Annotated in this window: 20 protein-coding genes; 9 read left to right on the forward strand and 11 right to left on the reverse strand. The window is 65.9% G+C overall.

The window, feature by feature from the left end:
- Positions 1–36 precede the first annotated feature (36 nt).
- From RPPS3_RS21695 to RPPS3_RS24685, 3 genes are all read right to left on the reverse strand, one after another.
- Positions 37–1,302, reverse strand: a complete 1,266-nt coding sequence (locus RPPS3_RS21695; protein ID WP_107345900.1) for an MFS transporter — start codon at positions 1,300–1,302, stop codon at positions 37–39.
- Positions 1,303–1,473: 171 nt separating this feature from the next.
- Positions 1,474–2,826: a phosphoglucosamine mutase gene (gene glmM / locus RPPS3_RS21700; protein WP_107345901.1), complete on the reverse strand. Its 1,353-nt coding sequence runs from the start codon at positions 2,824–2,826 to the stop codon at positions 1,474–1,476.
- 201 nt (positions 2,827–3,027) lie between these two features.
- Positions 3,028–3,189: a hypothetical protein gene (locus tag RPPS3_RS24685; protein WP_199852164.1), complete on the reverse strand. Its 162-nt coding sequence runs from the start codon at positions 3,187–3,189 to the stop codon at positions 3,028–3,030.
- 163 nt (positions 3,190–3,352) lie between these two features.
- Between RPPS3_RS24685 and RPPS3_RS21705 the strand changes: the two genes are divergently transcribed.
- From RPPS3_RS21705 to RPPS3_RS21715, 3 genes are all read left to right on the forward strand, one after another.
- Positions 3,353–4,492, forward strand: a complete 1,140-nt coding sequence (locus RPPS3_RS21705) for an alpha-hydroxy acid oxidase (protein WP_107345902.1) — start codon at positions 3,353–3,355, stop codon at positions 4,490–4,492.
- Between the two features lie 153 nt (positions 4,493–4,645).
- Positions 4,646–5,461, forward strand: a complete 816-nt coding sequence (locus RPPS3_RS21710; RefSeq protein WP_107345903.1) for an enoyl-CoA hydratase/isomerase family protein — start codon at positions 4,646–4,648, stop codon at positions 5,459–5,461.
- A 164-nt stretch (positions 5,462–5,625) separates the two neighbouring features.
- Positions 5,626–6,078, forward strand: a complete 453-nt coding sequence (locus RPPS3_RS21715; protein ID WP_012497531.1) for a response regulator — start codon at positions 5,626–5,628, stop codon at positions 6,076–6,078.
- A 10-nt stretch (positions 6,079–6,088) separates the two neighbouring features.
- On the opposite strand, the gene RPPS3_RS21720 is transcribed toward RPPS3_RS21715, so the two are convergent.
- The 7 genes from RPPS3_RS21720 to RPPS3_RS21750 form a co-directional block, all read right to left on the reverse strand.
- Positions 6,089–6,925: a shikimate dehydrogenase gene (locus RPPS3_RS21720; protein ID WP_107345904.1), complete on the reverse strand. Its 837-nt coding sequence runs from the start codon at positions 6,923–6,925 to the stop codon at positions 6,089–6,091.
- 101 nt (positions 6,926–7,026) lie between these two features.
- On the reverse strand, positions 7,027–8,778 hold the full coding sequence (locus RPPS3_RS21725; RefSeq protein WP_107345905.1) for a SulP family inorganic anion transporter: 1,752 nt from the start codon (positions 8,776–8,778) through the stop codon (positions 7,027–7,029).
- A 41-nt stretch (positions 8,779–8,819) separates the two neighbouring features.
- A complete protein-coding gene (locus RPPS3_RS21730) occupies positions 8,820–9,089 on the reverse strand; it encodes a helix-turn-helix domain-containing protein (RefSeq protein WP_011159861.1) in 270 nt (89 codons plus the stop codon).
- Positions 9,090–9,260: 171 nt separating this feature from the next.
- Complete coding sequence (locus RPPS3_RS21735; RefSeq protein ID WP_107345906.1) at positions 9,261–11,312, reverse strand: elongation factor G; 2,052 nt, start codon at positions 11,310–11,312, stop codon at positions 9,261–9,263.
- 212 nt (positions 11,313–11,524) lie between these two features.
- Positions 11,525–11,998, reverse strand: coding sequence for a DUF992 domain-containing protein (locus tag RPPS3_RS21740; protein WP_107345907.1), 474 nt, complete (start codon positions 11,996–11,998; stop codon positions 11,525–11,527).
- A gap of 224 nt (positions 11,999–12,222) precedes the next feature.
- A complete protein-coding gene (locus RPPS3_RS21745) occupies positions 12,223–12,738 on the reverse strand; it encodes a DUF992 domain-containing protein (RefSeq protein ID WP_107345908.1) in 516 nt (171 codons plus the stop codon).
- Between the two features lie 126 nt (positions 12,739–12,864).
- On the reverse strand, positions 12,865–14,067 hold the full coding sequence (locus RPPS3_RS21750) for a pyridoxal phosphate-dependent aminotransferase (RefSeq protein WP_107346728.1): 1,203 nt from the start codon (positions 14,065–14,067) through the stop codon (positions 12,865–12,867).
- 412 nt (positions 14,068–14,479) lie between these two features.
- On the opposite strand from RPPS3_RS21750, the gene RPPS3_RS21755 reads away from it, so the two are divergent.
- From RPPS3_RS21755 to RPPS3_RS21775, 5 genes are all read left to right on the forward strand, one after another.
- Positions 14,480–15,133, forward strand: a complete 654-nt coding sequence (locus RPPS3_RS21755) for a glutathione S-transferase family protein (RefSeq protein ID WP_011159866.1) — start codon at positions 14,480–14,482, stop codon at positions 15,131–15,133.
- Between the two features lie 137 nt (positions 15,134–15,270).
- Positions 15,271–15,462: a hypothetical protein gene (locus tag RPPS3_RS21760; RefSeq protein ID WP_012497539.1), complete on the forward strand. Its 192-nt coding sequence runs from the start codon at positions 15,271–15,273 to the stop codon at positions 15,460–15,462.
- Positions 15,463–15,552: 90 nt separating this feature from the next.
- On the forward strand, positions 15,553–16,716 hold the full coding sequence (locus tag RPPS3_RS21765) for a PQQ-dependent sugar dehydrogenase (RefSeq protein WP_107345909.1): 1,164 nt from the start codon (positions 15,553–15,555) through the stop codon (positions 16,714–16,716).
- A 213-nt stretch (positions 16,717–16,929) separates the two neighbouring features.
- Positions 16,930–17,778, forward strand: a complete 849-nt coding sequence (locus RPPS3_RS21770) for a lysophospholipid acyltransferase family protein (protein WP_107345910.1) — start codon at positions 16,930–16,932, stop codon at positions 17,776–17,778.
- A 369-nt stretch (positions 17,779–18,147) separates the two neighbouring features.
- A complete protein-coding gene (locus RPPS3_RS21775) occupies positions 18,148–19,089 on the forward strand; it encodes an aldo/keto reductase (RefSeq protein ID WP_107345911.1) in 942 nt (313 codons plus the stop codon).
- 246 nt (positions 19,090–19,335) lie between these two features.
- On the opposite strand, the gene RPPS3_RS24860 is transcribed toward RPPS3_RS21775, so the two are convergent.
- Complete coding sequence (locus tag RPPS3_RS24860; protein ID WP_159060703.1) at positions 19,336–19,554, reverse strand: hypothetical protein; 219 nt, start codon at positions 19,552–19,554, stop codon at positions 19,336–19,338.
- A 3-nt stretch (positions 19,555–19,557) separates the two neighbouring features.
- Here RPPS3_RS24860 and RPPS3_RS21785 point away from each other — a divergent pair, with 3 nt between their 5' ends.
- Positions 19,558–20,250: an HAD family hydrolase gene (locus tag RPPS3_RS21785; protein WP_107346729.1), complete on the forward strand. Its 693-nt coding sequence runs from the start codon at positions 19,558–19,560 to the stop codon at positions 20,248–20,250.
- Positions 20,251–20,373 lie beyond the last annotated feature (123 nt).

A 20,373-nucleotide genomic window follows, 5' to 3' on the forward strand; every position in this document is an offset into this window, starting at 1 on the left:
CGAGCGGATCAGAGCGACGCCCGCCCCAACGCTGCGCTAGTGAGCGTGGCGCGGCATCTTCGGCAGCAGCACCGCGAGCAGGCCGAGCGCCGGCAGGAACGAGCAGACCTGATAGACGAAGTCGATGCCGCGATGATCGGCGAGCTGGCCGAGCGCCGCCGCGCCGAGGCCACCGATCCCGAAGGCGAAGCCGAAAAAGATCCCCGAGATCATGCCGAAGCGATGCGGCATCAGCTCCTGGGCGAACACGATGATCGCCGGCGTCGCCGACGCCAGGATGAACCCGATGAACACCGTCAGCACCGCGCTGGCGGTGAGCCCGGCATATGGCAGCGCCAAGGTGAACGGCAGGATGCCCAGGATCGAGAACCAGATCACGTAGCGGCGGCCGAACCGGTCGCCGAGCGGGCCGCCGAAGAACACCCCGGCGGCGGTGGCAGCCAGGAAGATGAACAGGAAGATCTGCGCGGTCTGGGTCGAGACGTGGAACTTCTCGATCAGATAGAACGTGTAGTAGCTCGACAGGCTCGACAGATACAGCTGCTTGGAGAACAGCAGCGCCACCAGCACGACCAGCGCGACCATCACCCGGCGCCGGCTCGGCGCGTGCGGATGCGGCTGCACCACCATCTTCCTCTTGCCGGCGACCTGCGGCTTGTACCATACGCCGATGCGCCACAGCACGATGATGGCGAGGAACGCGATCGACGAGAACCAGGCAATCGAGGGCTGGCCGAACGGCACCACGATCAGCGCCGCCAGCACCGGCCCGAGCGCGGTGCCGGCATTGCCGCCGACCTGAAACACCGATTGTGCCATGCCGTGGCGACCGCCCGAGGCGAGCCGCGCGATCCGCGCCGACTCGGGATGAAACACCGCCGAGCCGAGCCCGATCATCGCCGCGGCGATCAGGATCACCGCATAGGAATGCGCGACGCTGAGCAGCAGCAGACCCAGGAAAGTCGAGCCCATGCCGATCGCCAGCGAGAACGGCTGCGCCTTCTTGTCGGTGATGTGCCCGACCACCGGCTGCAGCAGCGACGCGGTGAACTGGAACGCCAGCGTGATCATGCCGATCTGGCCGAAATCGAGCGCGTAGTTCGCCTTCAGGATCGGATACACCGACGGGATCAGCGACTGCATCGTATCGTTGAGGAAGTGCGAGAAGCTGATGCCGCCGAGGACAACGTAGGCCGGCCCGGCCGCGGCGGGCGCCGCCGGCTTGGTGAGTTCGGGTAGCGGCAGCTCGGCCGGATTGACCGGAGCAGCGATATCCGCATCGATGGTGACAGGCTTGTTCACGGCGTTTCCTGAGGTGGGCTTGGGGCGCCAACGCAAACTTCGCGGGCGCAATAACGACGAACGGCCGGCACGTTGGCCGACCGTTCATAAGTTAGTTCCAGGCGCTGCGTGTGTGTAGCGCGGATTTGCGATGGCAGCGTTGCACCCCGCCTGATGCGGCGGGAGCAGGCCTCAGGCGGCCGCAGCCGCCGCGTTGCCGAGCGCATCGACGATGCTGTCGACCACTTCCTCGACCACGTCGTGATTGTCGCCCTCGCCCATCACCCGGATCACCGGCTCGGTGCCCGACGGACGGATCAGCAGACGGCCGTGGCCGTTCAGCCGCTTCTCACCGTCCTGGATCGCCGAGATCACGCCGCTGTCATCGAGCGGCCGGCCGCTGCGATAGCGCACGTTCTTCAGGATCTGCGGCAGCGGATCGAACCGGTGGCAGACTTCGGAGACCGGACGGCCGAGCTTCTGCACCATCGCCAGCACCTGCAGCGCGGCAACGAAGCCGTCGCCAGTGGTGTTGAAGTCGGACAGGATGATGTGACCCGAGGACTCGCCGCCGACGTTGTAGCCCTCTTTCAGCATCTGCTCGAGCACGTAGCGGTCGCCCACCGGGGTGCGCAGCAGCGCTATGCCTTCGCCTGCCAGGAAGCGCTCGAGTCCGAGATTGGACATCACGGTGGCGACCACGCCCGGCTTGGCGAGGCGGCCGTCCTCCTTCCAGCTCTGGCCGATCACCGCCAGCAGCTGATCGCCGTCGACCACGTGGCCGCGCTCGTCGACCAGGATCACGCGGTCGGCATCGCCGTCGAGGGCAATGCCGATATCGGCGCGCATCTCGCGGACTTTGGCGCACAGCGCCTGCGGTGCGGTGGAGCCGCATTCCTTGTTGATGTTGAAGCCGTCGGGTTCGACTCCGATCGAAATCACGTCGGCGCCGAGCTCCCACAGCGCTTCGGGCACCACCTTGTAGGCGGCGCCATTGGCGCAATCGATCACCACGCGGAGGCCTTCGAGGCTCAGCTCGCGCGGCAGCGTGCGCTTGGCAAATTCGATGTAGCGATCGTGGACGCCGTCGATGCGGCGGGCGCGGCCGAGGCTGGCGCTCTGCGCCAGCTTCTTGTCGAGAGACTCGTCGAGCATCAGCTCGATCTGCTTTTCGACATCGTCGCTGAGCTTGTAGCCGAGCGGGCCGAACAGCTTGATGCCGTTGTCCTCGAACAGATTATGCGAGGCCGAAATCATCACGCCGAGGTCGGCGCGCATCGACTTGGTCAGCATCGCGACCGCCGGGGTCGGCATCGGGCCGACCAGCAGCACGTCCATCCCGACCGAGGTGAAGCCCGCGACCAGCGCGTTCTCGATCATGTAGCCGGACAGGCGCGTATCCTTGCCGATCACCACGCGATGGCGGTGCTCGCCGCGCTGAAACGCGAGGCCGGCGGCCTGGCCGACCTTGAGAGCCAGCTCCGGCGTGATCAAACCGTTGGCGCGGCCCCGGATTCCGTCCGTCCCGAAATATCTGCGGCTCATCCAATCATCCCCCGCCCTTGCCGGTCACGGTCAAAAACCCACGATTCGTCCGGGGCTTGCCGTACGGCGAAACGGCCTTATAGGCCCAAAATAGTTGCGGGGACTTCAAAAAATGTAATCAAAGATTACGCCGCCGACTTGGGACGACGGCGTAAGCACTTGATAAATATCATCTATCCAGATGTATGCCGCGTCGGGTGATTAATCCTTGCGGCGCTTATCCCCATCCGGTTTTGACGGTGCCGGCTGGGTCACGCTGACCGGGTCGGAGCCCGGAAACGACTCCTCGAGCCCTTCATTGAGCTGATCTTCCAGCTCCTTCTTGGACTTGGTCGGGATTTCGGCGGTCTTGGTGTCGGTCATCGCGGTCCTCCTGCTCGAACCTTGAGAATTCGAGGGAAACGCGCCGCGATGCACCGGGTTCCCCGAGTTTCGGCAAAGCCCGACGCGACGATTTTGCACATGGCGTCCGCGTGCTACAGGACGAGCGGCTCGCAACAACCCGCAAGAGGCGGACGGCATTTCCATGAAAGAGATCACCTGCATCGAAGACCTCCGCCAGATCCACAAGCGCCGGGTGCCGAAGATGTTCTTCGACTACGTCGACCACGGCTCCTACGCCGAGGAGACGCTGCGGGCGAATGTGGAAGACCTGAAGCGGATCAAGTTCCGCCAGCGCATCCTGGTCGACATCTCCAAGCGCGATCTGGCCACCACGATCCTCGGCGACACCTACGCGATGCCGCTGATCCTGGCGCCGGTCGGCTCGACCGGGATGCAGCACGCCGACGGTGAGATCCACGCCTGCCGCGCCGCGCAGGCCGCCGGCATCCCCTACACGCTGTCGACGATGTCGATCTGCTCGATCGAGGACGTCGCCGCCAATGTCGAAAAGCCGTTCTGGTTTCAGCTCTATGTGATGCGTGACCGTGGCTTCGTCAAAGCGCTGATCGAGCGCGCGATCGCCGCCAAGTGCAGCGCGCTGGTGCTCACGGTCGACCTTCAGGTGATCGGCCAGCGCCATCAGGACATCAAGAACGGCATGACGGTGCCGCCGCAGCTGTTCAAGCTGAAGAACGTCATCGACATCGCCACCAAGCCGCGCTGGGTGAAGGGCATTCTCGGCACGCCGCGGCGCAACTTCGGCAACATCGCCGGCCACCTGCCCGGCTCCAAGGATCTGGAATCGGTGTCGGCCTGGGTGGCATCGCAGTTCGACGCTTCGCTGAACTGGCGCGACATCGACTGGATCCGCTCGATCTGGCCGGGCAAGCTGATCATCAAGGGCATTCTCGACGTCGAAGACGCCCGCGAGGCCGTGAAGGTCGGCGCCGAAGCGCTGGTAGTGTCGAACCATGGCGGACGCCAGCTCGACGGCGCGCCGTCGTCGATCGAGGTGCTGCCGGAGATCGTCCACACGGTCGGCTCGCATATCGAAGTGATGTTCGACGGCGGCGTCCGCTCCGGCCAGGACGTGATGCGCGCGCTCGCGCTCGGCGCCAAGAGCTGCATGATCGGCCGCGCCTATATCTACGGCCTCGGCGCCTATGGCGGCCCGGGTGTCGCCAAGGCGATCGACATCATCGGCAAAGAACTGTCGACCACGATGGGCCTGTGCGGCGTCAATTCGATCCACGAGATCGACGAGAAGGTGCTGGCGGAGTAATTCCGCCCTGCCCTCTCCACGTCATTGCGAGCCGAAGGCGAAGCAATCCATCCAGCCGAGTGCACGGCGCTGGATTGCTTCGTCGCTTCGCTCCTGGCAATGACGGGGAGAGGACAACTAACAACAACAAAAGCAAAAATGAGGAGGAAACCGATGACCAATATGCAGACGAGCGTGCAGCCCGCTTCCAGCGAAGTGCTCTATGCGGTCGAGGATCACATCGCCACGATCACGCTGAACGCGCCGGAGCGGCTGAACACCATCTCCGGGCCGATGCTGAATACGCTCGCTGCGCTGCTCACCAAGGCCAACGAAGATCCCGACGTCCGCTGCGTGATCCTGACAGGCAACGGCCGCGCATTCTGCGCCGGGCTCGACCTCAACAAGGAGCGCGGCGACGAAGGTCTCAGCGCGGCGTCGTCGCCGACCACGCTCGACCTGCGCAACACGCCGCCGACCGTACTGCAGGCGATGGACAAGCCGACGATCTGCGCCGTCAACGGTGGCGCGGCCGGCTACGGCATGGATACCGCGCTCGGCTGCGACATCCGCATCATGGCGGAATCCGCCAAGCTGGCTGCCGCGTTCGTCAAGCGCGGCGTAGTGCCGGAGAGCGGCGGCACCTGGTTTCTGCCCCGGATGATCGGCTGGGCCAAGGCGGCAGAGCTGATCTTCACCGGCCGGACGCTGAGCGCGCGCGAGAGCCTGGAGTGGGGCCTCGCCAACGAAGTCGTCCCAGACGCCGAACTGATGGGACGCGCCCGCGCGGTCGCCAAGGAGATCGCCGGCAACGCGCCGCTGGCGGTGCAGGCGGCCAAGCGCATGATGCGGATGGGACTCAACGAGACCTTCCCGGATCACGTCCATCACGTGTACTTGCAGCTGCTGCCGCTGTTCAAATCCAAGGACATGGCCGAAGGCATCCGCGCCTTCCTGGAAAAGCGCGAGCCGAACTTCCAGGGTAAGTAAGCCCCGCGCCACCTAATCCTGCGCCACGTAGTCCTACGCGGCGCCGTCTTACGGTTTGATTCACCGATCGGGCGACATTGTGGAACAACACGCGAGCCCACTGCTGCCTTGCTGCAGACGGCTCGGCGCGTGTTCGCTATCGCAGCCAGCTCGATCGGAGCGCCATGACCGACCATCCCGAGAGCTCTGCCGCGGCTGCGGCGGGTTCAGCAGAGTTGAAGCCGCGCCTCCTGGTGATCGATGACGACCAGGTGCACCGCACGATCATCTGCAAGATCGCGGTGCGCGCCGGGTTCGAACCGGTGGAAGCCGGCACGCTCGACGAGGTCGTCGAGCTGACCACCTACAACGATTTCGAAGGCGTCACGCTGGATCTGTCGCTCGGCGAGCAGGCCGGCACCGAGGTGCTACGCCATTTTGCCGATCGCGACTTCCGGGCGCCGATCATCATCCTCAGCGGCGCCAAGAGCGAGATCGCGCGCAAGGCGCATGATTTCGGCGAGTCGCTCGATCTCACCATGCTGGAAGCGGTGTCAAAGCCGGTGGACCTCACCGAACTGCGCGAGCAGCTTTCGATCATCGCGCGGACGTGGCGGATCATGCACCACGCCGCGTAACGCCCGACGCTTACTTCGGCACCAGATCTGCCTCGACCAACGCCCGCAGCTCCGAGGTGACGTGCGGCCGCGCCCCGAACCACAGATCGAAGCCGCGCACAGCCTGGTGCAGCAGCATGCCGAGACCGTCCGCAGTGCGCAGCCCGCGCGCCTTGGCAGCGGCGAGCAGATCAGTCTCCAGCGGCACATAGACCAGATCCGCCACCACCGCGTCCGCCGGCAGCGCCGACAGGTCGATTTGAAGCGGCGGCTGTCCCTTCATGCCGAGCGAGGTGGTGTTGACCAACAGACCCGCGCCCGGCAACGCCGCGGGGATGTCGCTCCAGGCGATCGGCACCACGCGGTCGCCGAACAGATCGCGCAGCGCCTCTGCCCGCTCGATCGAACGGTTGGCGAGCGCGATCCGCTGCACGCCGCGCTCCAACAGACCGAACACCACCGCCCGCGACGAGCCGCCGGCGCCGAGCACCACGGCATGCGGGGAGCGATCCCAGCCCGGCGCCGAGGCATCGAGATTGCCGATGAAGCCTTCGATGTCGGTGTTGGTCGAGCGCAACAGATCGCCGTCGTAGTAAAGCGTGTTGGCGGCGCCGACGGCGCGGGCGCGCTCGTCCGGCTCGGTGAGCTGCAGCGCACGTTCCTTATGCGGGATGGTGACGTTGGCGCCGACATAGCCGTGCGTCTTCAGGTGCAGCACGAATTCGGCAAAGCCTTCCGGCGGGACCGCTTCGATCGAGTAGCCACCCTCGATGCCGAGCTGGCGCAGCCAGTAGTGATGGATCAGCGGCGAGCGCGAATGCGCCGCCGGCCAGCCGATCAGACACGCGGCGCGCTTGGTCGCAGCCATTTCGCCCTCCAACAGACGCGAGACCTCCGAAGCCTGTGAAAATCAGGCCGCCGCGCCAGCGTCAATCGCAAAACGCGGCGCCGCGACGGAAGTCGGGGACGTCAGACCGAGGCGGGCTGCGGTGCGGTCGCCTCCTGGGGTGCGGGGGTCTTGCCCTTGACCTCGTCGACCGCGCTCGCGATGTCGGCACGGTAGTGCGCCAGCGGCGGCTTGACGCCATGGGTGAGCAGCGCGCGGCGGACGGTCGGCGAGGCCCCGGTGACGATCAGCTTGATGCGCTTGCGCTGCGCCGACAGCGCCACCCGGTAGATCGCGTTCGCGGCGGTGGAATCCAGGAACGGCACCGCGGCGAAATCGACCACGAACACCTTGTGGCGATCGGCGATGTTGTTCAGCACCGACGACACCGTCGCGGCGGCGCCGAAGAAGAATGCCCCGGTGATGCGATACACCACCACGTCCGGATCAGTGACCAGCGACAGATCGGCGGCGGTGCCGCGGCGCTTGCCGCTCTCGTCGGCACGATCTTCCTGCGCCAGCCCGGAATACGCCTCCACCCCGGTGACTTCAGACATGCGGTGAATGAACAGCACCGCGCCGAGCGCAAAGCCGACCACGATGCCTTCGGTGAGATCGCGGAACACGGTGAGCAGGAAGGTCGCCAGCACCACCACCGCGTCGCCGCGCGACGAGCGCACCAGCGTGGCGAATTCGTGCTTCTCCGCCATGTTCCAGGCGACGATCGCCAGCACCGCGGCGAGCGTGGCGAGCGGGATGTAGCTCGCCAGCGGCGCCGCCACGAGCATGAACACCAGGAGGAACACTGAGTGCAGCATGCCGGCGATCGGCGTGCGCGCACCGGTGCGGATGTTGGTCGCGGTACGGGCGATCGCGCCGGTGACGCAGATGCCGCCGAACAGCGCCGAACCCATATTGGCGAAGCCCTGTGCCACCAGCTCGCAGTTCGAGCGATGCCGCCGCCCGGTCATGCCGTCGGCCACCACCGCGGAGAGTAGCGATTCGATCGCGCCGAGCAGTGCAAACGCCATCGCGTCGGGCAGCACTTCGATCACCTTGGCGACCGAGAACACCGGCCAGGACGGCAGCGGGAAGCTCTCGGGAATGCCGCCGAACCGGGTGCCGATGGTGGCGACCGGCAGCGAGAAGCCCCACACCAGCGCCGCAGTGACGGCGACCGCGATCAGCAGCCCCGGCCAGTTCGGCCGCAGCTTCTTCAGGCCGACGATCAGCACGATCGCGGTCAGTGCGATGCCGAGCGCGTAGAAATTCATCGTCGGCAACGCCTGCGCCAGCGCTTCGAGCTTGGGGAGGAACGGCCCCGGCTCGTGCGCCAGCTCGATGCCGAGCAGATCCTTGAGCTGACTGGCGAAGATGATCACCGCGATGCCGGCGGTAAAGCCGACCGTGACCGGATACGGAATGAATTTGACGTAGGTGCCGATCTGCAGGAAGCCGGCGATCACCAGCATGATGCCGGCCAGGAAGGTCGCGAGCAGCACGCCATCGATGCCATGGCGCTGCACGCTGAGCATCACCAATACGATGAATGCGCCGGCCGGGCCGCCGATCTGAAACCGCGAGCCGCCGAGCAGCGATACCAGAAATCCGCCGACCACTGCAGCGTAGAGGCCGCGATCCGGCGTGACGCCGGAGGCGATCGCGATCGCAGTCGACAGCGGCAGCGCCACGATCGCGACGGTGAGGCCGGCGATCAGGTCGGCGCGAAAGTCGCCGAGGCCGTAGCCCTCGCGCAGCGCCGTGATCAGCTTTGGGGTGAACAGCTCGCGGAAGCTCGGTTTGGTGGCAGCCACAAGTCGCCGGGAGGTGTCCATGCTGTTTGCTCCTGGTCCGCCCCGCTGCTGCACCGAAACCGTTAGGCCTCGTTGCGGGGCGGCGCCGGCTCTTTGAACCGGACGCCGCGGCCGCCGCCTTCGCTGCGGGAATTGTCTCCGATCAGGGTCACGCCGCAGCGGTCGAGGGCTTCGATCACCTTGGTGAGGGATTCCACCACACCACGGACGTTGCCTTCGCTCGCCTCCATCCGCTGAATGGTCGGCAGCGACACGCCCGACAGTTCGGCCAGCGTGCGCTGGTCGATGCCAAGCAGCGCGCGCGCGGCGCGCAATTGGGCTGCGGTCATCATGGATGAAGCATGAACTCTGATGTCTGAAGATGCCAATATGATGCTCTGAATAGCATCAAGCAAACAAAAAACAGCTGGAGTGATGTCTGAGACATCAGTCCAGCCGCTTCGGAGCAGTCATATTTTAGTGAGCGGGGCGGAAGACGTTCCGCCCCGCTGATTTTCCTAGGGTCAGGCCGCCGCCTGGCGGTGGGCCGCAACGATCTGGTCGGCGGTCCGCCCGCTGACTTCAGCCATATGGTCGAAGGTGCGGGTGAAGCTGCCCGCACCAGCCGTGGCCGAGCGCAATTCGACGATCAGGTCGCCGATCTCCGCCTCCGGCATGGTGGCGCGCACCATGTCCCAACCCGGCCAGCCCTCGCGGGTGTCGAAGCCGAGGATCTGGCCCCGCCGCCCGGACAGGATGGCGTTGACCTTGGCGGTCGCCTCGGTCGGGCAGACGATCTCGACGGTGTGGATCGGCTCCAGCAGCACCGGCTGGCACTGTGGCAGCGCCTCGGCAATGCCGATCCGCGCCGCGGTACGGAACGCCATGTCGGACGAATCCACGCTGTGATACGAGCCGTCGGTCAGGGTGACGTGGACGTCGACCACCGGGAAGCCGAGCGGTCCGGCACGCAGGGCATCGATCACGCCCTCCTCCACCGCGCCCATGTAGTTGCGCGGCACCGCGCCGCCGACCACGGTCTCGGCGAAGGCAAAGCCCTCACCCCGCGGCAGCGGCTTGATGTCGAGCACCACGTCGCCGAACTGGCCATGGCCGCCCGACTGCTTCTTGTGGCGACCGCGCTGAGTCACCGGCTTGCGGATGGTCTCGCGATAGCCGATCCCCGGCGCATGCGACTTCACGGTGACGCCGTAGCGATCGTGCAGCCGCTCCAACGCCACACGCAGATGCATCTCGCCCTGCCCCCACAGCACCATCTCGTGGCTCTGCGGATCGTGCACGATGGTGAGCGAGGGATCTTCCTCGTTCAGCCGCTGCAGCGCCTGGCCGAGTTTGACGTCGTCCTTGCGATCCGTAGCGGCCAGCGCCATCGCCAGCACCGGCGGCGCGGCCGCGACTTCGACCAGCGAGGCCGGCGCGGCCTTGCCGTTGCCGAAGGTGTCGCCGGTCTTGATCGCATCGAGCTTGCCGAGCGCGACGACTTCACCGGCCGTCGCCGACGAGCGTTTGCTGTCGTGGCCGCCGCCGACCGTCTGGATGCCGGAGACACGCGACGCCTCACCGGCCGACGACTGCACATTGTCGCCGTCGGCGAGCGTGCCGGCGAACAGCCGGGCCAGCGACAGCTTGCCGCCGTGCTGCAGATGCTGAGTCTTGAAGACGTAGCCGACCGCATCCTTGCCGGCGGTGACGCCGAGCCGCGCCGCGGTTTCGGTGACGTCCGGCGCTTCGTGACGCAGCGCTTTGAGAAGACGCAGCACGCCGTTCTCGCGGAGCGCCGAGCCGAGCAGCACCGGACAGATCACACCTTCACGCAGTTCGCGTGCAAGGTCGTCGAACACCGCATCGCGCGGCGGCTGGATGTCGTCGAGCAACTGCTCCATCAGCGCGTCGTCGTGATCGGCGAGCTTCTCGAGCATCGAGAACCGCGCTTCCTTCTCGCGGTCGAGATTGCCGCCTTCGAGGTCGACCACTTCGGAAGGCTTGTGCTCCCGATAGACGAAGGCTCGCTCCAGCGCGAGATCGACGTAACCGGCGATCAGGTCGCCGTTCCAGATCGGAATCTGGCGCAGCACCAGCGGGATACGCGAGGCCGGCTGCAGACTGTCGAGCACTTCGCGAATGCGTTTGTTGGCGCGGTCGATCTTGTTCAGGAACAGAAATCTGGGAATGCCGAGATCTTCGAGTTCGCGCAGAATCAGCTGCAACTGCGGCAGCTTGCGCTCGTCAGCTTCACACACCACCACGGCGGCGTCGACGGCGGGAAGTGCCGCGCGCATGTCGTGCGCGAATTCGACGGAGCCGGGACAATCGAGGAAGGTGTAGCTCTCACCCATGAACTGGGTGGTGACGGCAGTCAGGCTGAGGCCCATTTTGTGTTGGCGCGCCTCGGGGCTGGAGTCGCCGTGCGAGGTGCCCGCATCGACCGAGCCGGCCCGCGGGATGGCACCGGTTCGTGCCAGGATCGCTTCAAGTAGTGTGGTTTTTCCGCTTTGGAATGGGCCCACCAGTGCGATGCACCGGGGACCACGGGGACTTCTGACGTCTTGTCCCATCGCCGCCTCCTTCTATCTGGAGCTCGGCCCGTGATTGGGTCGGCAAGACGTGATGCTTTCGCAACACACGACACTTGGCAAGCGCGAAAAATTACGACGCGATGATGTCGGTGTTGAGCAGGATCAAGGACACCAAAAATTTGCGCTGCGACGCGTTTGCATCGCAGCGCAATGTTGCAAAACAGGAATTGTTCTGGCGGGCGCGCTGTTAGTTAGCGGCCCGGACGCAGCTCCAGTTCCTGCAGGCCGACCGCAACGTTGACGCCGGTCTGGCCCTGCAGGCTGACCGGCTGCAGCGCGATCGAATTCGCCGAACCGCCGATCAGCACGTTGGCACCGAGGCCGACGCCGACCGAAGCCGAGCCCTGCGCGCCCGCGTAGTTACCAGCGAGGTCGCCGGGGCCGAAGCGTTCGACCGGCGCGAACACCGCCCAGCCGAGCGCGGTTTCCGGAGTGATACCAATATCGAGACCGACCTTGCGGATCGTCGCCACATAGGGCGTGTCCGGCCGGCCTTCGCTACGCAGGACGCAGCCGAGATTGGTCACCGAACCGACGATGAAGCCCATGCTGGCACCGCCGCGGCATTCGAGCATGCCGACACGCACCCGGCCCTGTTGAGCATTGGCGGCGGTTGTTATCAGCGCGGCGGCGGCGAGGCCGGCGAGAAGTGAGAGGCGGCGCATAGCGAAGATCTCCGACGTGGGAAGGTGATGCGGAAGACGACCCGATTCGGGCGAACGCGCGAACTAGAGCGCGCCATCTAGTCACAGCATCGGCAAATCTTCAATGACACCCGGCGTAGCGCCAAGACCGAGTGTCCGAGCGTACAGCATCGTCCAGACGCAAAAAGGGCCCGCGCTGGCGGGCCCTTTTCGTTACGACGCTAATGCTTCGTAAACGCTGTCACTTAGTGATGATGACGGTGATGCTTACGATAATGCTTCTTGGCGATCGGGGCCGGCAGCAGCTGCACGTCGACGATGCCCGCGGTCGCGTTGAGACCGGTCTGGCCCTGCAGGCTGAGCGGCTGCAGCGCGAAGGCGTTGTTCGAACCGCCGATCAGCAGGTTGCCGCCGACGCCGAAGCCGAACGACGCGTTGGCGCCAACGCCACCGTAGCTGCCGCCGAGGTCACCACGGCCGACGCGACGGGTCGGGGCGTACACGGCCCAGGCCAGGCCGGTGTTCTGGGTGAAGCCGAGGTCGACGCCGATGCGCTGAACGTGCGCGATGTACGGCTCGGGACGACGGCCATCGGTCCGGAACAGGCACTCGAGCTGGGTGGTCGAACCGACCACATAACCGACGTTCGGGCCGCCGGCGCATTCGATCACGCCAACCTGCACCCGCTCTTGAGCGCTCGCGCTCGCGATCGAGGCGACCAACGCGACCGCAGCGAGACCGAACTGTCTGAGGGTAAACATAGAAGCACACTCCACATGTGGATTGAGATTGCGACGGCGACAAAAAGGAAGCGTCTTGTCCAAAACAAGGCGCTTTCGCAGTTTTGGAACGAATCCTGTGAACGTTGCGGATTGTTAATGAATTGTTTACCGCAAATTTCCACAGAACCGCTGAATGCGCTTGCAGGCATCCTCGAGATCCGAGGTCTTGGTGGCGTAGGAGATGCGGAACGCCGGGCCAAGACCGAACGCCGAGCCCTGCACCACCGCCACGCCTTCCGCTTCCAGAAGCTCGGTGACGAAGTCCTGATCCGTCTCGATCTTTTTGCCCGACGGCGCGGTCTTGCCGATGGTGCCGGCGCATGACGGATAGACGTAGAACGCCCCCTCCGGACGCGGGCAGTCGATGCCGGCCGCTTGGTTCAGCATCGACACGACCAGGTCGCGGCGCTCCTTGAACACCTTGTTGTGCGCGTCGATGAAGTCCTGCGGACCATTAAGCGCCTCGACGGCGGCCCACTGGGCAATCGAGCACGGGTTCGAGGTCGACTGCGACTGGATCGTCGACATCGCCTTGATCAGCTCGGCCGGGCCGCCGGCGTAGCCGATCCGCCAGCCGGTCATGCAATACGACTTCGACACGCCGTTCACCGTCAGGGTGCGATCGAACAGCTTCGGCTCGATCTGCGCCGGGGTGGTGAACTCGAAATCGTCATAGACGAGGTGCTCGTACATGTCGTCCGTCATCACCCAGACATGCGGGTGCTTGACCAGAACGTCGGTGAGCGCCTTCAGCTCGGCACGGCTGTAGGCCGCGCCGGTCGGGTTCGAGGGCGAGTTGAGGATGATCCACTTGGTCTTCGGCGTGATCGCCGCTTCCAGCGCCGCCGGCTGCAGCTTGAAGCCGAACTCGGCGGTGCACACCACCGGCACGCTTTCGCCGCCGGCGAGCGCCACCATCTCCGGATAGCTGACCCAATACGGCGCCGGGATGATCACCTCATCGCCCGGATTGATGGTCGCCATCAGCGCGTTGTACAGCACCTGCTTGCCGCCGGTGCCGACGATGATCTGGTTCGGCTTGTAGGTCAGGCCGTTCTCGCGCTGAAACTTGGCGATGATCGCCTGCTTCAGCTCCGGAATGCCGTCGACCGCGGTGTACTTGGTCTTGCCGGCCTCGACCGCATGGATCGCCGCCAGCTTGATGTTGGCGGGAGTATCGAAGTCCGGCTCGCCGGAGCCCAGGCCGATGACGTTGCGCCCGGCCGCTTTCAGCTCACGCGCTTTGTCCGTGACCGCGATGGTCGCGGACGGCTTCACACGATCGAGCGCGGTGGCGAGGAACGGCATCGTCTTCTCCTTGCAGCCGTCATGAGTCGGCATTTGGCGCGACTCTTCCATCTCTGACGGGAATATCCCCACACTAAGCGTGGCCACGTTGCATCGCAAGAAGCTTGCGGGAATAGCGGCATTGTGTGGTGGTCGGCACAACCATCAGGAGAGGCCGCGCGTCCCCTTGCTGAGAACGGCAGTTGCCAGTCATGCGCGGCATCGCGCGCACCCGCCCGATTTCGCATAGCGAAAAGACGAAATCGGTCGCTGCGGCGGGATTTTCGCGGTGCCGCCGCACCCTGTGCAATGCGGCATGGGATTTCGACCCTTTCCAGCGCTTGGGGCTTGCGGGGTCTGCCGGGGGACATCATTGTTTAGCCGCGTTAGGCGCGGCAGATGCCGGCGGCAGGGAGAGCGAAGCGACCTTCGGATGTACAAGCTCTATTCGATGCAGCGATCGGGAAACAGCTACAAGGTTCGCCTTGCGCTGGCGCTTCTCGATGCCCCCTACCGTGCGGTCGAGGTCGATATCCTGCGCGGCGAAAGCCGCACGCCCGATTTCCTCGCCAAGAATCCGAGCGGCCAGGTGCCGCTATTGGAAACCGCGCCGGGCCGCTACCTCGCCGAGTCCAACGCGATCCTGTGGTATCTCGCCGTCGGCACCTCGCTGGCGCCGGACACCCGGATGGACCGCGCCGAAGCGCTGCAATGGATGTTCTTCGAGCAGCATGCACTCGAGCCGAATATCGGCTCGGCGTATTTCTGGCTGTGCCTCGTCAAGGGTGGCCGCGACCTGCAGACCCACGCGCTGGAGGATTGGCTGGAGCGCGGCTATGCGGCGCTGCAGGTGATGGAAAATCATCTGAAGACCAACGATTACTTCGCGGCCGGCCAGCTCACCATCGCCGACATCGCGCTGTACGGCTACACTCACGTCGCCGACCAGTGCGATTTCGACCTGTCGACGTTTCCGGCGGTGAATGCGTGGCTGCGGCGGGTGGAGCAGACCCCGGGCTTCATCACCATGGATTGGACCCCGGAAACCATCGCGGCCGACCCCACCAGCTTCGCGGCCGAGGCCTAAGGCCCGGCTGCAGCGCTCGAATTCCGCCGCGATTTGACCATGATTGGCGCCCTTCGGCGCCGCATAAACGCCCGTGATCGCACGACAATCCACAAATGCCGGTGATTCGCCGGCGTTTGGTTCGAGGATTTCGAGTCATGCTTTCGTCGTCCGGCACGGCCTCCGGCTTCATCCGCCCCGCCGCGCCCGTCACCTCTCCCCGTCTGGTTCGAGCCGTCGCCGCCTCGCTGGTCATCGCGGTCGCCTCGCTCGGCACCATCCTCGCGCTGACGCTGCTGTCGACCCAATGCGGGCCGGCCTGCGGCATGGGGACGCCTTTCGCGCTCTGATCGGCTCGGCAACGATCCTTTCCCATCACGGCGCGTTGACTGGCGCGCCGCACCGCAGCCGCGACGGCCATCCTGCGAGGAGGCAGTGCGATGAAGGCTCCGATCGTCTGGGTTTCCGGTACGCTGAGCGCAGCCACCGCGCTGCTCGCCTCGCTGCTGATCGTGACCGCCAGCCGCGGCGAAATCACCACGTACGAATCCTCTGCCGGCCCGCTGACCGTCCAGACCGTGGCGCAGAAGCTGGTGCATCCCTGGGGTCTGGCGTTTCTGCCTGATGGCCGAATGCTGGTGACGGAGCGCCCCGGCCGCCTGCGGCTGGTGACGCCGCAAGGCCAGGTCTCGAAGCCGCTGCAGGGCGTGCCCGAGGTGTGGGCCTCGGGTCAGGGCGGCCTGCTCGACGTCGCGGCCGACAAGGACATCGCCAGCAACCACACGATCTACCTGTGCTACGCCGAGCGCGACGGCAACGGCGGCCGGACCGCGGTAGCGCGTGCGTCTGTCGACGTCGGCGATGCACCGCGGCTGAACGACATCAAGGTGATCTTCCGCCAGCAGGGGCCGCTGTCGTCCGGCAATCACTATGGCTGCCGGATCGCACAGGACGGAAGCGGCAATCTGTTCGTCACGCTCGGCGAGCACTACGCGTATCGCGACCAGGCGCAGAGCCTGTCCAATCATCTCGGCAAGATCGTCCGCATCGCGCCGGACGGCAGCGTGCCCGACGGCAATCCGTTCGCCGGCCGCGACGGCGCCAAGCCCGAAATCTGGAGCCTCGGCCACCGCAATCCGCAAGGCCTCGCCTTCAACCCCGCCGACGGCAAGCTGTGGGAGGTCGAGCACGGCCCGCGTGGCGGCGACGAGGTCAACATCATTCGCAAAGGTGAGAATTACGGCTGGCCGGTGATCGGCTACGGCATCGACTACAGCGGCGCCAAGATCCACGAGGCGACCGCCAAGCCGGGCATGCAGCAGCCGGCAAAGTACTGGGTGCCGTCGATCTCGCCGAGCGGCATGGCGTTCTACACCGGCAAGCTGTTTCCGACCTGGACGGGCAGCCTGTTCGTCGGCGCGCTGTCCGGACAGATGCTGGTGCGGCTGTCGCTCGACGGCGACAAGATCACCGGCGAAGAGCGGTTGCTGCAGACGCTCGACGAGCGAATTCGCGACGTGCGCCAGGGGCCGGACGGCGCGCTGTGGCTGTTGACCGACAGCGATACGGGGCGACTCTTGCGCGTCGCGCCGGCAGCCAACTAAGCGGTATTTTCAGCGGAGAAGTGCGCCCGCGGCCGCGGCTCGCCTCACACGTTAAGATGTAGTTGACGCGTCACCGCCGTGTAACAAACTACCGTTAGGGTCCGCTCGCGTCTGATCGAGGCCCCCCGTCGCCGATCAACGTCCCCAGCGGTCCCCGTCAGTCGCCGCGTCTGACCGGGGCCGCACCTTTTTGAGCGGCGCGAAGTTATTGCCATGCTGCGTTTCATCCTCGTCATTGCCGCCGTCGTGCCGCTGACATTGTCCCTGCTGCCGGTGCATCTGCTGGCGATCCGGTTCGGGTGGCGCGCGCAGCGCACGATTCCGCAGCTGTATCATCGCATCGTCTGCGCGTTGATCGGCGTGCGCATTCATCAGGTCGGCCGCCGCTGCGACGGCCCGGTGCTGATCCTGTCCAATCACGTCTCCTGGCTCGACATCTGCGTGATCTCCGCGGTGGCGCCGGTGTCGTTCATCGCCAAGAGCGAAGTTGCCGGCTGGCCGGTGTTCGGCGCGCTGGCGCGCTGGCAGCGGACCGTGTTCATCGATCGCCAGGCCCGGCATCGCACCGGCGAGGCGACGCGCGAGATCGGCGCGCGGCTGCAAGATGGCGACGCCATGGTGCTGTTCGCCGAGGGCACCTCGTCCGACGGCAGCCGCGTGCTGCCGTTCCGCTCGGCGCTGGTCGGCGCGGTGCATCACGCGATCGGCGAACAGAGCGGCGCCCGCGTCGCGGTGCAGCCGATGGCGGTGACGTATACCGGCTTCGGCGGCCTGCCGATCGGCCGCGAGTTGCGCCAGCGCGTGGCGTGGTACGGCGACGCCGAGCTGATTCCGCATTTCGTCGATCTGCTGTCGGCCGGTGCGATCGACGTCACCGTCAGCTGGGGCGATGCGGTCGCGACCTCGATCGACGCCGACCGCAAACAGATCACCCGCGACGCCGAGCAGTCGGTGCGCCGGATGTGCGAAGCTGCCCGCCGCGCCGGCATGCGCGGCACCATCGCCCCGCGCCCCGCCGCAGCGCCGGTGACGACGCCCGACGTGCAGCCGGAAGCGGCGTAGGGCGCGCTGCGCTCACGCACTGCCACAAGCCGTCATTCCGGGGCGATCGCGCAAGCGAGCGAACCCGGAATCCCGAAGATGTAGGCCGCCCGCCGTGCCCCAAACTGCAAGATTCCGGGCTCACGCGCTGACGCGCGTGCCCCGGAATGACTGCCTGGAGCGGCGTGAGCGACGAAACGAACGTAGATCTCGCCTCTGGCGTGTCGCGCGCCGCGACGCCGAGTAATAGGCTAACGCCCGCAAGTAGAATGGCCTTCGCGACACTCGCCGGCGACGCCGCTTGACGCTTGTGTGATGGGGGCGGTGCCTTGCGGCGCTGCAGCGCGCGCGCCACAATGGGCGGCTCCACGCACCTCTCAAGGACACTTCATGGACATTCGCAATCTCGGCGGCAGCGGCCTGCGGGTCTCGGTCGTCGGCCTCGGCTGCAACAATTTCGGCCAGCGCACCGACCCCGAAACCTCGAAGAAGGTGATCCACAAGGCGATCGACCTCGGCGTCACGCTATTCGACACCGCCGACATCTATGCCGGCATGGGCGGCTCCGAGACCGTGCTCGGCAACGTGCTCGGCGATCGCCGCAAGGACATCGTGCTGGCGACCAAATTCTGCAAGCCGATGGCGACCGACGGCACCAAGCAGGGCGCCTCGCGGCGCTACATCGTCGAGGCGGTCGAGGCCAGCCTGAAGCGCCTGAAGACCGACTGGATCGACCTGTATCAGCAACACGACTACGATCCGCTGACGCCGATCGACGAGACGTTGCGCGCGCTCGACGACCTGATCCGCGCCGGCAAGGTGCGCTACATCGGCAATTCGAATTTTCCGGCATGGCGGATCGCCGAGGCGGAGTACGTCGCGCGTGCGCTCGGCACCCATCGCTATGTGTCGTGCCAGGACGAATACAGTTTGGTGGTGCGCGACATCGAAAAGGATCTGCTGCCGGCCGCGCAGGAATACAAGCTCGGCCTGCTGCCGTTCTTCCCGCTGGCGAGCGGCCTTCTAACCGGCAAGTATCAGCGCGGCACGGAAGCGCCGGCGCACACCCGCTTCGCCAAGATGCCGGCGATCCGCGACCGCTACTTCACCGAGGCCAATCTCGATCTGGTCGACAAGCTGAAGGCGTTCGCCGAAGCGCGCGGCCACTCGCTGCTCGAACTGGCGTTCTCCTGGCTCGCCTGCCGCCCGCAAGTCTCCAGCGTGATCGCCGGCGCCACCACGCCCGAGCAGATCGAGCAGAACGTCAAGGCCGCGAGCTGGAAGCTGACGGCGGAGGAGATGGCCGAGGTGGACGCGATGACGAAGGGGTAGTTGGCGGCAACGCCTCCTCACACCGTCATTCCGGGGCGCGCCCGAAACGGCGCGAACCCGGAATCCCGAGGTGAGTGGGCGTGTCAGATTCCGGGTTCGCCGCTACGCGGCGCCCCGGAATGACAGGTGGAGAGGTGGTGTTCCTTCTATTGGTCACGACCGCCGCACGCCCCTCCCCTCCGCGACCTTCCGCGTATTGCATCGCGGCCCAGGCGGAGTACGCTGCGAGTGTGTTTCAACCAGCGTTCACCGATCGTTGCTCATGCCGCTCCGCCCGACCTCGTCCGACACGCCTGCACCGCCGCCGCGGCGGCTGATCTGCGCCGGCTGCGGCGCCGAGTTTTCGTGCACGATGGACAAGGGCTGCTGGTGCGCGGCGGAGCCGGCGACGATGCCGCTGCCGTCGGATGCGACGGATTGCCTGTGCCCGGACTGCTTGCGCGCGATGGCGAAGGCGAGCCGCACATCGTGAAGGTCGCACAGGACTGGCTGATCGCAGCGGTGCTGCTCGACATGGACGGCACGCTGGTCGATACCGAACGCGTGTATCTGGAAAGCCTGACCGAGGTGCTGAACGCGTTCGGGCTGCCGGATGCGACAAAGACCTGCGAGTCGATGGTCGGGCTGCCCGGACCGGAGTGCCAGGCGCTGCTAATCGCGCGCTACGGCGAGACGCTGCCGCTGTCCGACATCAACCGGGCCTTCGTCGCAAAGCGCGACGCCCGGTTCGCCAAAGGCCTGCCGGTGAAGCCCGGAACCTGCGAACTGCTCGATGCGCTGGATGATGCCCGCTGTCCGGTCGCGGTGGTGACGTCGTCATCGCGCAAGACGGCCGACATGCACCTGACGCTCGCCGGCATCCGCGCGCGGTTTGGCACGATCCTCACGCGGGACGATGTCGCCCACGGCAAACCGGCACCGGATCTGTATCTGCTCGCCGCCGACCGGCTCGGCGTGCCGCCGGCGCATTGCGTCGCGGTGGAAGATTCCAGCGTCGGGGTCGCCTCAGCGTTCACGGCCGGCGCCATCACCCTGATGGTGCCGGACCTGCTGCAGCCCGACGCCTCCACCCGCGGCAAATGCGCCGCGGTGCTGCCGGACTTGCACGGCGTGCTGGATGTCCTGCAGACCCGCGGACGATTTGCGCCGGTGCCAGCCTGATCAGCAGGCTGAGCGGAAGATCTTATGTCGTCATGATCTCTCAACGTCATTGCGAGGCGGCGATAGCCGACGAAGCAATCCAGGAGCTTCGTGCACGGAGCTGGATTGCTTCGCTTCGCTCGC

This window comes from Rhodopseudomonas palustris (assembly GCF_003031265.1).
GTDB classification, from domain to species: Bacteria; Pseudomonadota; Alphaproteobacteria; order Rhizobiales; family Xanthobacteraceae; genus Rhodopseudomonas; species Rhodopseudomonas palustris_H.

Coding starts and splice junctions, on each gene's coding strand:
- glmM (WP_107345901.1), bottom strand. CDS start 2,826: ATGAGCCGCAGATATTTCGGGACGGACGGAATCCGGGGCCGCGCCAAC.
- RPPS3_RS24685 (WP_199852164.1), bottom strand. CDS start 3,189: ATGACCGACACCAAGACCGCCGAAATCCCGACCAAGTCCAAGAAGGAG.
- RPPS3_RS21705 (WP_107345902.1), top strand. CDS start 3,353: ATGAAAGAGATCACCTGCATCGAAGACCTCCGCCAGATCCACAAGCGC.
- RPPS3_RS21710 (WP_107345903.1), top strand. CDS start 4,646: ATGACCAATATGCAGACGAGCGTGCAGCCCGCTTCCAGCGAAGTGCTC.
- RPPS3_RS21715 (WP_012497531.1), top strand. CDS start 5,626: ATGACCGACCATCCCGAGAGCTCTGCCGCGGCTGCGGCGGGTTCAGCA.
- RPPS3_RS21720 (WP_107345904.1), bottom strand. CDS start 6,925: ATGGCTGCGACCAAGCGCGCCGCGTGTCTGATCGGCTGGCCGGCGGCG.
- RPPS3_RS21725 (WP_107345905.1), bottom strand. CDS start 8,778: ATGGACACCTCCCGGCGACTTGTGGCTGCCACCAAACCGAGCTTCCGC.
- RPPS3_RS21730 (WP_011159861.1), bottom strand. CDS start 9,089: ATGATGACCGCAGCCCAATTGCGCGCCGCGCGCGCGCTGCTTGGCATC.
- RPPS3_RS21735 (WP_107345906.1), bottom strand. CDS start 11,312: ATGGGACAAGACGTCAGAAGTCCCCGTGGTCCCCGGTGCATCGCACTG.
- RPPS3_RS21740 (WP_107345907.1), bottom strand. CDS start 11,998: ATGCGCCGCCTCTCACTTCTCGCCGGCCTCGCCGCCGCCGCGCTGATA.
- RPPS3_RS21745 (WP_107345908.1), bottom strand. CDS start 12,738: ATGTTTACCCTCAGACAGTTCGGTCTCGCTGCGGTCGCGTTGGTCGCC.
- RPPS3_RS21750 (WP_107346728.1), bottom strand. CDS start 14,067: ATGCCGTTCCTCGCCACCGCGCTCGATCGTGTGAAGCCGTCCGCGACC.
- RPPS3_RS21755 (WP_011159866.1), top strand. CDS start 14,480: ATGTACAAGCTCTATTCGATGCAGCGATCGGGAAACAGCTACAAGGTT.
- RPPS3_RS21760 (WP_012497539.1), top strand. CDS start 15,271: ATGCTTTCGTCGTCCGGCACGGCCTCCGGCTTCATCCGCCCCGCCGCG.
- RPPS3_RS21765 (WP_107345909.1), top strand. CDS start 15,553: ATGAAGGCTCCGATCGTCTGGGTTTCCGGTACGCTGAGCGCAGCCACC.
- RPPS3_RS21770 (WP_107345910.1), top strand. CDS start 16,930: ATGCTGCGTTTCATCCTCGTCATTGCCGCCGTCGTGCCGCTGACATTG.
- RPPS3_RS21775 (WP_107345911.1), top strand. CDS start 18,148: ATGGACATTCGCAATCTCGGCGGCAGCGGCCTGCGGGTCTCGGTCGTC.